The sequence below is a fragment of the Streptomyces sp. NPDC002994 genome (genome assembly GCF_040611155.1).
Taxonomy (GTDB): Bacteria; Actinomycetota; Actinomycetes; order Streptomycetales; family Streptomycetaceae; genus Streptomyces.
This window is the reverse complement of record NZ_JBEXNQ010000005.1, coordinates 213452-226118: the sequence shown is the minus strand read 5'-3', so window position 1 is coordinate 226118 and position 12667 is coordinate 213452. Positions and strand designations below refer to the sequence as shown.

Sequence of the window (12667 nt, the reverse complement as noted above, 5' to 3'; positions counted from 1 at the left end):
TCGTAGCGGGGTTGGGTTCAGTGTGCCGCTGAGCGGCGGGAGCGGTCCAGTCGATTCGTCGATTCGGTTGCACCAGATAACCGTCTCGCCTTACCGTGAGTGCGGCGCCAATTACTGACCGTATGGCCTCGCGTCATTCAATTCCTGTGCCTGTAAGCCGACAGCGCACCTGCCGCTCCAGCCGGGAGCGCTCGGGCAATGCCATCGCTCCGCGCAGTGCCCTCATCCCCCACGCCCCTGACGGGAGCCGATACTCATGGACTCCGACCCTTTCGGTCGCCGGCCGGCATGTCACCGGTCCGGCCAACTGTCGTACGACTACAGCTTGTTTGCTCCCGCCGATGCCACCGCGCCCAAGGTGTGCCGGGACTTCGTCCGACTCGTACTCATCGCTCTCGGGCGGGGCGGGCTCGTCATGCCTGCGACGCTCTGTACCTCCGAGCTGGTGACCAATGTCCACCTCCACACCAAGGGTTCGGCCATGCTCCGGCTGCAGGTTCAACCCGTACGCGTCCGGGTCAGCGTCTTCGACGAGAGCCCGGACTTGCCGGTCCGGCGTCTGGCCGCCGACGAGACCTGCTGGGGGCGTGGGCTCGCGCTCGTCGCCGGGACTGCCGACGCGTGGGGTGTGGCGGGGGAGCGCGCGGGGCGGTATGCGAAGGGGGTCTGGTTCGAGCTGGGCGGGGGCTAGGAAGGCCTCTCGCCCTTGCTGGCGGGGGCGGGGGTAACCACAGCTTGCTTCTGGGGGTTTCGGGTCGTTCCCGAGCGCTCCAGGGTCGGTGGGCCGTGACGGCGCGTCAAGGGCGCTCCTTCGTCGCGTCGCTGCGCGATGTGCCTGCGGCCCACCCTTGACCCGCCGCCCCGGCCCACCGCTAACGCTTTCCACGGGGACGGCCCAAAGAAAAACGCCCTGCACGCCGACTGGAATATGGGCGCGGGTTGGCTCGGTGGCTTGCGGCCCGGTGGGTGGGGCGCGGCAGGTTGAGCGGCCGGCGCGGCCCCGGGTTCGGCGACTGCGGGAACGGCCGCTGGTGCGACATCCCCTTTCTCACGCACACGACCACCCACCCAGGCGGCCGGCTGGGCGTTCGGGTCGACCTGCGGACAGTCCCGCTTGCGGGTCGGGCGCGACAGTTGAATCGGGTGACTCGGGTGAGTGCGGCGTCCACCCACCACGGTGCTCGGTGACGCCTCAAGCACGTGGTGGGTGTGGGTGGGTGGAGGGCTGTCCGGGAGCGAGCGGTCCTGCCGATGGTCCGGCCGGACGGACAGCGGTGGCCGCTGGCACTCGGTGGTCCGAATCCATCACATGACGACTCCGCATGCCGTTTTCGCACCAGTTTCGACGCATATGGGCAGTCTGAGTGAGTGTCATGTGGTGGATTCGGTCCACGCGAGGCCCCGCGAGCCGGTCTGCCGCGTGATGGGGGCGCGCCGCCAGCTGGGTGCTGCCCTCGAGCCGCACAGCAGCCGAGCCCGAGTGAGCCTTTCGTGTCACCTTCGCCAGAACAGGTGGTGCGTCACGCCGCTGGGGCTGGGCACGACGTCGAGGTGGAACCGGTCCAGCAGCTCATCGGGTGACTCCCAGAGTCGTACCCCGGATCCGAGCTTCACCTGCGAGACCGCCACATGCATGGTCTCGACGAGGTCGGCGTCAAGGAACTGCCTGATGGTGGTGGCCCCGCCGCCGAGTCGGACGTCCTTGCCCTGCGCAGCAACCCGCGCCTGCTCAAGGACCGTGGCCGGGTCGCCGTCGACGAAGTGGAACGTGGTGTCGGAGAGTGTGAACGACGGACGCGTGTGGTGGGTCATTACGAACACCGGCGTGTGAAACGGGGGCTCATCACCCCACCAGCCGCGCCAGTCATGGTCGTGCCAGGGGCCGCGCTGGGGCCCGAACTTGTTGCGGCCCATGATCTCGGCGCCGATGTTGCGTGCGAAGTCTCGCGTGAAGTAGTCGTCGAGGCCTCGGCTGCCCCCGGGGTCGGTGCGCATGGGCCAGCTCGCCGTGGCGCCGGCCCAGGCGAACACGTCCCCGGGATCGGCGTGGCCGAACGGTCTCTCGAAGCTCTGGTGCTCACCCGCACCGAAACCGTCACGCGAGACATTGAAGTTCTGGACTCTCAGCAGCTGATCCACGTGCTTCCTCATGACGGTGAGACTGCTTGGGCCGGGCAAACTCATCGCCGTTGCGGGGAGAGGCCCCGTGCGATTCGCTCAGGACGTGGGCGGGGCCAACTTCGGCTTGCGCTTCACATCGGTCACCTTCACGTCCTCCGTCTCCGGAGCCCCGAAGGTTTCGACGGTCACCCCGCTGCTGGTGCCGGTGACCTCCAAGGCCAAGTGGCTGCCCATCATGCGCAAGTCGAGCCTTGCCCGGGGCGCACCCGCATGGTTCGGCATCTGGTGAATCCGCGACGCCGGGTAGTTCAGGCCGATCAGCTTCTTCTCCGTCACCTGGTAGCTGGTTGCCTTCTTGTTCTTGAACGCCTCGCTGATGCGCTTTGCGTGCTCGTCGCCGCTGCACTTCTCGATACCGGTCAGTGGCACTTCCTTGACCGACTTGGGCATGGCGTGGGAAGGGGTCGACTCCGGCGGCGCGGGAGCATCGGGAGGGAGGGTGACCGGGTTTCCCCCATCGGCGCTCGGCGGGGCCTGGCCCGGCACGTAGCTCGGCGTGGAAGAACCTTCCCAGCCGGGCAGGTCTTCGGGCCTGGGCGGCTCACCGTTTGCGCCGCCTTGGGGGGCGTCCGGGGCGCAGCTCTGCGTAATGCGGGTCATCAGCTCAAGGAAGCGCAGCTCCGGGTGGTTGTCGATCGAGGATGCGTCCGGAGGGGTTGCTGCCTGGGTGGCGCTGTTTGCGGGGGCATGGTCGGCGATGGCTTTGTGGGAGGCGCAGCCGGACAGCGCGATGCAGGCGAGTGCGGCCATCAGCGCTGGCTTCAGGAGGGATGTCGATCGCATGCACGCAGCATTCGCGATGCTGATCACTGCGCACATGAGTAGTCATACTCACCTTCTGGTGGTGAAGGCGCTGAAGCGGTGGCCGCAGCTGCGGAGGGAAGGCCGTGTTGCTGGCGTGCGATGAACCCAGCACATGACGCATGGGGATCCCCTTCCGACGTGTCAAAACAGGGCAAATTGGGTGCCCGTGTTCGTCTTCTGCTGGGTTCGTCCCATCCCGCCCGGCTGAGAGCCGGGAACCGCGCCGCCGACTCCTGGACGCCCTTCCCCCCACCCACATCAGCAACGGGCTTGCAGTTCAACCGGCCACCGGCCGGGGTGGACGCCACACCCGCCCGAGTCGCCCCATTCAACTGTCGCGCCCCAGCCGCGCCGACACGAGTTCGCAGGTCGGCCCGGCGGCCCAGCTGTCCACCGGCGTCGGTGGTCGTGTGCGTCGGAATGGGGTGTCCAGCCAACGGCCGTTCCCGCAGTCGCCGAACCAGGGGCCGCGCCGCTCCCTCAACCTGCCGCGCCCCACTCACCGAGCCCGCCACTCGGCAGCGGCGAGCGGCCAATCCCCGGAGTTTCCCCGTGGGCTCCCCCCGGGGGCCGCCCCCCAGATGCATTGCGGCGGAGGGTCGGCGGTCAAGGGTGTAGCGGAGCGCAATCGCCGTAGGCGACGCGACGCAGGAGCGCCCTTGAGGGGCGGGCCTCCGGCGCCACACTTACATGTGGCGGCCCCCATCGCAGAGGCCATCAACGCCACGGGCCGCCCGAAGCCACGGGCCTCCTCCGCCCCCGCCGCGCCGTCTCAGCTTGGGTCGGGTCAGCTCGGCCACAGGGTGAACAGCGCGACCACGAGCAGGACCAGCAGCGCCCAGCCCAGCACCCCGACTTTCCGGCGCTGTGGGTTGCGTCCCTGGCGCCATTCGCCGGGCTCCTGCGGAGCGTCTCCCATGGCGGACGACCCACTTACCGCGTCGCGTCCGCTGCCTTCGGCGTCGCCGAGACTTCCGCCGACAGCGGGGCTTCGCCGCCCGCTGCGTCCACCGCCGCTACGGCGTAGTAGTAGGTCGTCCCGTTGGTCACTTCCGTGTCCCTGAACTCGTTGTCCGTGGTAACCGGCAGCGCGGTCGCGTTCTCCTTCGTGACGCCCGGCTCCGTCGCGCGGTACACGCGGTAGCCCGTGATCGCCGGCGCGCCCTCGTCGGCCTCCACGTGGTCCCAGACGAACCACACCATCCCGTCGTGGCCCGACACGTCGTAAATCCGCGTCGCGGCAGGCGGCTGGTGCGCCTGGTAGACGGGCTTGAAGGAGCCGGAGGCGGGGGAGGCCACGCCGTACTGGGTTACCGCGACCACCGCGTAGAAGTGGTCCCACTCGTCCGCCGGGATGTCGTCGACCGTGAGGGTGGGGGTCTGGGTGACTCGGTAGGGCTCCACGTCCGTGCCCGTCGGGACCGGGCTCGTCTCGCTCTTGTAGACGCGGTACTCCGTCACCGGGACGTACGGGCCCGCCGTCCAGTTGAGGTTCAGGCGTCCGCCGGTGAGGGTGCCGGTCAGTTCCTGCGGCGCGGTCGGTACGGACTCGGGGCCCACCGCCCGCTTGCCGAACACCCAATCCGTCCTCGCCGACTCGTTGCCCGCCGCGTCGACGGCCGCGACGCGGTAGCGGAAGCGCTGGCCCGACTGGCCGGTCGTGTCCTGGAGGGTGAGGCCCTCCGTGGTGCCGACCTTTGTCTCCACGTCCAGGTCCTCCGGTGCGCGGTAGACGTTGTACGTCTTCGTGTCTGCCGCTGCCCCGCTCTGCCACGCCAGCGTTACGCCCTTGTCGTCCTCGACGGTGATCGCGAGCTCGGTGGGCGGCAAGGGCGGGGTGGTGTCGGGGGCCGCGATGGTGATGTGGGTGGCGTACGGCGATGCGTTCCCGGCCGCGTCCACGGCCTTCACCGTGTACTTGTACGACGTCACCGCCGGGTCGAGGGTCGCGTCCGTGTACGCCGGAGTTGCCACCGCCTCCACCGTCGCGATCCTCGTGTAGTCGCGGGAGTCCCCGGCCGCGCGGTACACCTCGTACTTCGCCGCGTCCGCTACCGCCTGCCAGGTGAGGGAGTTGGCACCACCGGACTCCGGACTGCCCGCCAGGCCCGTAGGGGCGGCCGGCGGTGTCGCGTCGACCGTGGTGACGGGCATGTCGATGCTGCCGGGGCCCTCGCGGCCCGCCTTGTCGACGGCTCGGACCTCGTAGTACCAGACCTCGCCCGTCGCGGGCGGTACGCCGATGTACGTCGTGCCGGTGAGGTGGGTCGCGCCCGTGACGTTGATGTACGTGCTCGTGCCCTTGAGGCGGCGGAAGACCCGGTAGCCGGCCAGGTCCATCTCGGCGTTCCGGGACCAGGTGACGGTTGCCCTGCGCGTGGTCGTGTCGTACGTCGTGCTTGTGCCCGTGGGAGCGAGTGGGGGCGTCGTGTCCACTTCGGGCGAAGTGCGGGGCGCGTAGGTGAAGTTGACGCTCGCCGAACCGGTGAAGGCGGCGTAGTCGACGCGCAGGGTGTGGGTGCCCTTGGGGATCGTGACGTTGACCGTCTTCTTCTGGACGGTCGTCACGTCCTGCCACAGGTCGATCTGGCGCACCCCGTCGACGTACACCCTGATGCCGTCCAGCGCTTCGGCGGTGAGGGCGAAGGGCCCGCCGGAGCCGAAGTCCCGCGTCAGTGACCAGCGGACGCCGAAGTTGTCGTGGGGGAGGGTGACGCCTGCCGGGTCTCCGGTGCCGTAGTTCTCGCTGATGGCGGCGTCGCAGACAGTCGCGGCGGGTGTTCCGCTGAAGGTCGTGTTCGCGAAGAACTGCGCCTGCCATTGCGGAGAGGTGCAGGCCGCGGCGGCGGCTGAGGCCGGGGTGGCGGCCAGTGCGTACACCGTTCCGGTGGTCATCAGCAGTGCGGTGGCCGCTGCGGCGGCACGGAGGGTGGTTCTGGTGTCCACGTACACGGCTGGGCAGCTCTTTCTGTTGAGGAAGAGGAGTCACAGACGTGGGGGGAATGAAATGAAGAGAAGGGTGACTGTACAGGTGAGGATGGTGTGAAACTACCCGTTGTTCAGGTCCAGTTGAGGCAGTGGCGGACTGTGCGTTTCGACTATTCCGGACTGGACCAGGAGGGCGCCCAGGTGGGTCCGGCCCGAGGCGTTGAGTGCTTGCATCAGCTTGGCGATGTGGGCGCGGCACGTGCGTACGCTGATGCCCATCTTGCGGGCCACCACCTCGTCCACGTTCCCCTCGACCAGGAGGCAGGCGATGCTGCGCTGCACGGCGGTGACAGGAGTGTCCGGGGACACCAGAGGCAGGTGCTCCGCGATGGGGGTTGCCTGCGCCCACAGCACTTCGTAGACCTGGACGAGGTAGGTGACGAGGGCGGGGTGCCGGATTTCTAGGGCTACGTCGCGTCGGCGGGTGGCGGGGAGGAACGCGACCGTACGGTCGATGATGATCAGCCGCTCGATCGTCTGCTCCACGGTGCGCACCTGGAGTTGTCCGGGGGCGAACTGGCTCAAGTAGTCCCTGAGGTGCGGGCTGTAACGCGCCGAGTGCTGGTAGATGTGCCGCAGCGCCGACCCGCGCGCGATGGCGGGCTTGGCGTGGGCCAGTCCCTGGCGCAGTGCGTCGGGTGGGCGGGTGCTGCCGGGCTGGACCGTCAGGACCTCCTCCTTGGCGACGGCCATGGCGTCGTCGAGGGCGGAGTGGATCAGCGGCATTCCTTCGAGCACGGTGATGGCGAGGTTGGGGTCCTCACTCGCGACGGACGTCAGGGGCGCCAGCGAGTCGGCCAGCGCGACGGTGAGCCGTAAACGCTCGTGGATCTCCTGCGTGATCGGCTGCAGGAGGTGCGCCAGGGCGGCGGACGGTGGCACGGGGTGGAGCCATGCGGCGTCCCGGAGATCGGGCTGGAGCAGCGCCATGTCGATGAGGCAGGGGGCGGACGCGAGGTCGGCGCGCGCGATCCGTCCTGTGCGGACTGCCTCGGTGTAGAGCCGGATCGCGGGGGCGCACAGCTCCCGGTCGCTGTGTGGGTGCACCGGCTTTTCCTGATATTCGTCCATCTGGACTCCCCCCGCTTTTTGCAGTGCAACAAGATGACGGTGGCGAAATCGTAGTCACCCGGGGAGTGTCAAGACCAAGCAGGAGGAGTGGTCAGTCAGTGGGTGTCGTCCAGGATGCCGGACTGGGCTATGAGGTAGCCGAGTTGGGCCCGGCTGCCGCTGCCGAGCGTGGCGTTCAGTTTGGCGATGTGCGCGCGGCAGGTCCGCACGTTCATGCCGAGGCGGCGGGCGATGGAGTCGTCGACATGGCCCTCGACGAGAAGTTGGGCGATGGATCGCTGAACACCGCTGATGCCCTTGGGAGGTGGGTCGTACTGGAGCTCCTCGAGAAGCGGGGCCGCGCGGCTCCAGAGCTGCTCGAAGACGTTGACCAGGTAGTCGACCAGTCCGGGGTGGCGCAGTTCCAGGGCGACCTGGTCGTCGTTGCGGGCCGGGATGAACGCGACTGTCCGGTCGAAGACGATGAGGCGCTCGATGAGTTCTTCGAGCGTACGGATCTCGACCTTGCGGTCGGCCAGTCGTTCCGCGTAGGCGAGCGTGCCCTGGCTGTGCCGGACGGTGTGCTGGTAGAGGTGGCGCATGCTGACGCCTCGGTCGACCACCGACAGGCCGCGTTCCAGGCCTTCGCGCAGACGGTCCTCGCCCCGGTCGCCGCCGGGCTGCACGGTGAGGACTTCGGCACGGCACTCGGCGGTGGCGAGGTCGAGCGCGGCGTTGATCCGGTTGACCCCCTCCAGCACCGTGATGGCGTGGGTGGTCGGCGGGTCCTGGGCGCTGATGTCCATGAACGGCTCGAATGAGTCGGCCAGTTCGACGGAGTGCCGTCGGCGCTCCTGGATCTCCCGCTCTATGGGGTGCAGCCGCTGCGCGAGTGCGGCGGACGGCGGAACTGGGCGAAGCCAGTCGGCGTCGTCCGGGTCGGGGTGCAGGAGCGCGAAGTCCATCAGGCAGGGCGCCGGCTCTACTTCGTTGCGAGCTATGCGTCCAGAACGCAGCGCGCTGGCGTAAAGACGCCTCCCGTCGTCGCACAGTTCGGTTATCCCATGAGGATGTGCCGGTTTTGTGTTGTTTGTGGCCATATCTCCACCCCCCAGGTTCCTGAACATGCAGGAACATGATGCATCGACCCGGTGGTGTTCGCGTGCCCAGGTGAGACATCGTCTTAGAGACGGGGGAGATGAATCCACAAGTGAGGACGAAGCCGACCATGTATAAGCGAATGCTTCGCTCGGTGCTTGCCACCGCTTTCGTCGCGGTCTTGGGCTACGGCGTACTGGGCAGTGATGAAATCAGCTGGAGTTCCGAGGCGGCGACCACGTCACCAGGTGAGATCAGCTGGAACATTGAGGCCGCGGCAGGGCCCGGTGAGATCAGCTGGGGGCCCGCGCCGACCGCAGCGGGCGCATGACATGACTGTCCCACCGGACGACCGCACCTTCAGACGTGAAATGGCCACGGCCTACCGCTCGGGCTGGCACTTCATCGACCTGGTCACGGCCATTCCCCACCGTGGCGACTCGCTGATGGTCACCCTTTTCGGCGAGCCGATCCTGGTCGCGCGTGAAGAGGATGAGGACGTCCGTGCCTACCGGTGCCTTCGCAAGCCCCGGGGGGCTCCGCAGCCCGTTCGCTGTGCCGTGCGGTACGGCATGGTGTTCGTCAATCTCGACCAGCGTGACCACCAGCTGATCGAACCAGTAACCAGCACCGCCACCCCCCGCAGCGCCTGAAGCGATTCCCCCGTCGTTGACAATCGCCCAGGCGCTCCCCCACACAGCGGCGTCATCGTGGACCTGAACACGATGGCGCCGCTGTGCTGTGCTGTCCCGCCCTGTCAGACCGCGCTCGGGGCGCGGCCCATCGCGCGGTCCAGAGTGATCTCGATCAGTACGCGGTCCGGGTTCGGCGCCGGCGTGCGCTCGTACCGCTCGGCGTAGCGGCGTACCGCCTCCGCGATCAGTTCCGGCTCCGTACGGACGACCGCGCGCCCTTCCAGCGTCGCCCAGTGGCCGCCCTTCACCTGGCAGACGGCGACCCGCGCGCCCGCCGGTCCCGCGGCCAGCACGTTGGCCACCTTTGTGCTGCTCTTGTTGGTGATGACGCGGGCGATCCCCGCCTCGGGGTCGTACGTCACCCCGACCGGCACGACGTGCGGCGAGCCGTCCGGGCGCAGGGTTGTCAGGGTGCACAGGTGGTACTCGCGCCAGAAGGCGAGGTACTCGGGACTGGGATTCCGTACGTCGAGGTCATTGGCCATGGGCCAAGAGTAGTCGGCTGTCTTTCTCTGCCTTGAGTGGAATAGACTCAACTTTGCGTATGCTTTATATGTCATAGCTGACAGCAGGCAAGGTGACACCGCCCGCCGAGGAGGAGAGAGCGCAGTGGACGCAGAGCTGACCAACAAGAGCCGGGACGCGATCCAGGCGGCGAGCAACCGCGCCGTCCAGGACGGGCACGCGGACCTCACCCCCGCGCATCTGCTGCTGGCCCTGCTCTCGGGTGAGGACAACGCGAACATCATCGACCTGCTGGCCGCCGTCGACGCGGACCAGGCGGCCGTACGGTCAGGGACAGAGCGCCTGCTCGCCGCGCTGCCCAGCGTTACCGGGGCCACCGTCGCCCCGCCCCAGCCCAACCGCGAGATGCTCGCGGTGATCGCCGAGGCCGGGCAGCAGGCCAAGGAGCTGGGGGACGACTACCTGTCCACCGAGCACCTGCTCATCGCCATCGCGGCCAAGGGCGGCAAGGCCGGGGACGTACTGTCCCAGGAGGGCGCGAGCGCCAAGAAGCTGCTGGAGACGTTCGAGAAGATCAGGGGAGGGCGCCGGGTGACCACCCCCGACCCGGAGGGCCAGTACAAGGCCCTGGAGAAGTTCGGCACCGACTTCACGGCGGCCGCGCGCGAAGGCAAGCTCGACCCGGTCATCGGGCGGGACCAGGAGATCCGGCGCGTCGTGCAGGTCCTGTCGCGGCGTACGAAGAACAACCCCGTGCTCATCGGTGAGCCGGGTGTGGGCAAGACCGCCGTGGTCGAGGGACTCGCCCAGCGCATCGTCAAGGGCGACGTACCCGAGTCGCTCAAGAACAAGAAGCTGGTCGCACTGGACCTGGGCGCGATGGTCGCCGGGGCCAAGTACCGCGGTGAGTTCGAGGAGCGGCTGAAGAGCGTCCTCTCCGAGATCAAGGAGAGCGACGGGCAGATCATCACCTTCATCGACGAGCTGCACACCGTCGTCGGCACCGGCGCCGGCGGCGACTCCGCCATGGACGCGGGCAACATGCTCAAGCCGATGCTGGCCCGCGGTGAGCTGCGCATGGTCGGCGCGACGACCCTCGACGAGTACCGGGAGCGGATCGAGAAGGACCCCGCCCTCGAGCGCCGCTTCCAGCAGGTGCTGGTCGCCGAGCCGACCGTAGAGGACACCATCGCGATCCTCCGCGGCCTCAAGGGGCGCTACGAGGCCCACCACAAGGTGCAGATCGCGGACTCCGCGCTGGTCGCTGCCGCGGCCCTCTCCGACCGGTACATCACCTCCCGGTTCCTCCCCGACAAGGCCATCGACCTCGTCGACGAGGCCGCCTCGCGCCTGCGCATGGAGATCGACTCCTCGCCGCTGGAGATCGACGAGCTCCAGCGCGCCGTCGACCGGCTGAAGATGGAGGAGCTCGCGCTCAAGAACGAGTCCGACCCGGCGAGCAAGCAGCGCCTGGAGAAGCTGCGGCGCGACCTCGCCGACAAGGAGGAGGAGCTGCGCGGTCTCAACGCCCGCTGGGAGAAGGAGAAGCAGGGCCTCAACCGCGTCGGTGAGCTGAAGGAGAGGCTCGACGACCTGCGCGGCCAGGCCGAACGCGCCCAGCGCGACGGTGACTTCGACACCGCTTCCAAGCTGCTGTACGGCGAGATCCCCGGCCTGGAGCGCGAGCTGGAGGAGGCCGCCGCCGCCGAGGCGGAGGTCCGTACCGACACCATGGTCAAGGAGGAGGTCGGACCCGACGACATCGCCGATGTGGTGGGCGCCTGGACCGGCATCCCCGCCGGACGCCTCCTGGAGGGCGAGACGCAGAAGCTGCTGCGCATGGAGGCCGAGCTCGGCAAGCGCCTGATCGGCCAGCACGAGGCCGTCCAGGCGGTCTCGGACGCGGTACGCCGCACCCGCGCCGGCATCGCCGACCCCGACCGCCCGACCGGCTCGTTCCTCTTCCTCGGCCCGACCGGTGTCGGCAAGACCGAGCTGGCCAAGGCGCTCGCGGACTTCCTCTTCGACGACGAGCGGGCCATGGTCCGCATCGACATGAGCGAGTACGGCGAGAAGCACAGCGTGGCGCGGCTGGTGGGCGCTCCGCCCGGTTACGTCGGCTACGAGGAGGGCGGCCAGCTCACGGAGGCGGTGCGCCGGCGCCCGTACAGCGTCGTACTCCTCGACGAGGTCGAGAAGGCGCACCCGGAGGTCTTCGACATCCTGTTGCAGGTCCTCGACGACGGGCGGCTGACGGACGGGCAGGGGCGGACGGTCGACTTCCGCAACACTATCCTCGTGCTGACGTCGAACCTCGGAAGTCAGTACCTCGTCGAGCCGCTGACCAGCGACGAAGAGAAGAAGCAGCAGGTCCTGGAGATCGTACGGGCCACCTTCAAGCCGGAGTTCCTCAACCGGCTCGACGATCTGGTCGTCTTCTCCGCCCTGTCCGGGGACGAGCTGGCGCACATCGCCGAGCTCCAGATCGGCCGCCTCGCCAGGCGCCTCGCCGACCGCCGCCTCACCCTCGACGTCACCCCGGCCGCCCTGGCCTGGCTGGCGGAAGAGGGCAACGACCCTGCCTACGGCGCCCGGCCGCTGCGCCGGCTCATCCAGACGGCGATCGGTGACCGGCTGGCGAAGGAGATCCTGGCGGGCGAGATCACCGACGGCGACACGGTCCGGGTGGACCGTGCCGGGGACGGTTTGACGGTGGGCGCGGCGCAGTAGGGGTTTCAGCCCAGGGCGAAGGACCCTCGCCCGCTTTCGCGACTAGGGTCGATGTCAGGCAGCCACGCGAAGACCCCACACGCGAGACCCCAGGAGTATTGAACATGTCTATCGACCCGTCCTCGATCCCGAACTTCGGGGGCCAGCCCGAACCGCAGCCCGAAGGCCCCGCCGGCCCGGTTGTCCCGGACCAGGACCTCGTCAAGCAGCTGCTGGAGCAGATGGAGCTGAAGTACGTCGTCGACGACGAGGGCGACCTCGCCGCGCCGTGGGAGGAATTCCGTACGTACTTCATGTTCCGTGGCGAGGACGACCAGCAGGTCTTCTCGGTACGGACCTTCTACGACCGGCCGCACCAGATCGAGGAGAAGGTCCAGCTCCTCGAGCTGATCGACGACTGGAACCGCCGCACGCTGTGGCCCAAGGTCTACAGCCACACCCACGACGACGGCGCCGTCCGTCTCATCGGTGAGGCGCAGATGCTGATCGGCACCGGCGTCAGCCTTGAGCACTTCGTGTCGTCGACGGTCGGCTGGGTGCGCGCCTCGATCGAATTCGACAAGTGGCTCGTCGAGCAGCTGGGCCTGGAGAAGGACGTCGACTCCGCCGAGGGTGACGGCGACGGCTCCGGCGACGGCGAGGCCTGAGCACGGCGC

The 12667-nt window shown here is 68.5% G+C and carries 12 protein-coding genes; 5 read left to right on the top strand and 7 right to left on the bottom strand.

What is annotated here, in order from left to right:
* Positions 1–256 precede the first annotated feature (256 nt).
* Positions 257–691, top strand: a complete 435-nt coding sequence (locus ABZX79_RS08325; protein ID WP_355253449.1) for an ATP-binding protein — start codon at positions 257–259, stop codon at positions 689–691.
* An 803-nt stretch (positions 692–1494) separates the two neighbouring features.
* Here the strand turns inward: ABZX79_RS08325 and ABZX79_RS08320 are convergent.
* The 6 genes from ABZX79_RS08320 to ABZX79_RS08295 all read right to left on the bottom strand — a co-directional run bounded on the left by ABZX79_RS08320 (position 1495) and on the right by ABZX79_RS08295 (position 8123).
* Positions 1495–2139 (bottom strand): dihydrofolate reductase family protein, encoded by a 645-nt coding sequence (locus ABZX79_RS08320; RefSeq protein WP_355253719.1) that lies wholly within the window; start codon positions 2137–2139, stop codon positions 1495–1497.
* A gap of 78 nt (positions 2140–2217) precedes the next feature.
* Positions 2218–2991: a hypothetical protein gene (locus tag ABZX79_RS08315; protein WP_355253447.1), complete on the bottom strand. Its 774-nt coding sequence runs from the start codon at positions 2989–2991 to the stop codon at positions 2218–2220.
* 781 nt (positions 2992–3772) lie between these two features.
* Entirely contained in the window at positions 3773–3904 is a 132-nt protein-coding gene (locus tag ABZX79_RS08310) for a hypothetical protein (protein ID WP_355253445.1), read from the bottom strand.
* Between the two features lie 14 nt (positions 3905–3918).
* Complete coding sequence (locus tag ABZX79_RS08305; RefSeq protein ID WP_355253444.1) at positions 3919–5937, bottom strand: cellulose 1,4-beta-cellobiosidase; 2019 nt, start codon at positions 5935–5937, stop codon at positions 3919–3921.
* Between the two features lie 96 nt (positions 5938–6033).
* Complete coding sequence (locus tag ABZX79_RS08300; protein WP_355253442.1) at positions 6034–7044, bottom strand: LuxR C-terminal-related transcriptional regulator; 1011 nt, start codon at positions 7042–7044, stop codon at positions 6034–6036.
* Positions 7045–7139: 95 nt separating this feature from the next.
* Positions 7140–8123 carry a helix-turn-helix transcriptional regulator gene (locus tag ABZX79_RS08295; protein ID WP_355253440.1) on the bottom strand — a complete coding sequence of 328 codons (984 nt, stop codon included), beginning with the start codon at positions 8121–8123 and terminating at the stop codon, positions 7140–7142.
* A 152-nt stretch (positions 8124–8275) separates the two neighbouring features.
* Between ABZX79_RS08295 and ABZX79_RS08290 the strand changes: the two genes are divergently transcribed.
* Positions 8276–8452 (top strand): hypothetical protein, encoded by a 177-nt coding sequence (locus tag ABZX79_RS08290; protein ID WP_355253438.1) that lies wholly within the window; start codon positions 8276–8278, stop codon positions 8450–8452.
* A gap of 1 nt (position 8453) precedes the next feature.
* Positions 8454–8774: a (2Fe-2S)-binding protein gene (locus ABZX79_RS08285; protein WP_215135961.1), complete on the top strand. Its 321-nt coding sequence runs from the start codon at positions 8454–8456 to the stop codon at positions 8772–8774.
* Positions 8775–8878: 104 nt separating this feature from the next.
* Here the strand turns inward: ABZX79_RS08285 and ABZX79_RS08280 are convergent, their stop codons facing one another.
* A complete protein-coding gene (locus ABZX79_RS08280; RefSeq protein WP_355253435.1) occupies positions 8879–9301 on the bottom strand; it encodes a TIGR03618 family F420-dependent PPOX class oxidoreductase in 423 nt (140 codons plus the stop codon).
* Between the two features lie 124 nt (positions 9302–9425).
* On the opposite strand from ABZX79_RS08280, the gene clpB reads away from it, so the two are divergent.
* Both clpB and ABZX79_RS08270 read left to right on the top strand, forming a co-directional pair.
* Positions 9426–12011 carry an ATP-dependent chaperone ClpB gene (gene clpB, locus ABZX79_RS08275; protein WP_355253433.1) on the top strand — a complete coding sequence of 862 codons (2586 nt, stop codon included), beginning with the start codon at positions 9426–9428 and terminating at the stop codon, positions 12009–12011.
* 104 nt (positions 12012–12115) lie between these two features.
* A complete protein-coding gene (locus ABZX79_RS08270) occupies positions 12116–12658 on the top strand; it encodes a YbjN domain-containing protein (protein ID WP_355253431.1) in 543 nt (180 codons plus the stop codon).
* Positions 12659–12667: the final 9 nt, after the last annotated feature.

Excerpts from the sequence above, each read along its gene's own strand:
- ABZX79_RS08325 (WP_355253449.1), top strand. The coding sequence starts at position 257 with ATGGACTCCGACCCTTTCGGTCGCCGGCCGGCATGTCACCGGTCCGGC.
- ABZX79_RS08310 (WP_355253445.1), bottom strand. The coding sequence starts at position 3,904 with ATGGGAGACGCTCCGCAGGAGCCCGGCGAATGGCGCCAGGGACGCAAC.
- ABZX79_RS08300 (WP_355253442.1), bottom strand. The coding sequence starts at position 7,044 with ATGGACGAATATCAGGAAAAGCCGGTGCACCCACACAGCGACCGGGAG.
- ABZX79_RS08295 (WP_355253440.1), bottom strand. The coding sequence starts at position 8,123 with ATGGCCACAAACAACACAAAACCGGCACATCCTCATGGGATAACCGAA.
- ABZX79_RS08285 (WP_215135961.1), top strand. The coding sequence starts at position 8,454 with ATGACTGTCCCACCGGACGACCGCACCTTCAGACGTGAAATGGCCACG.
- ABZX79_RS08280 (WP_355253435.1), bottom strand. The coding sequence starts at position 9,301 with ATGGCCAATGACCTCGACGTACGGAATCCCAGTCCCGAGTACCTCGCC.
- ABZX79_RS08270 (WP_355253431.1), top strand. The coding sequence starts at position 12,116 with ATGTCTATCGACCCGTCCTCGATCCCGAACTTCGGGGGCCAGCCCGAA.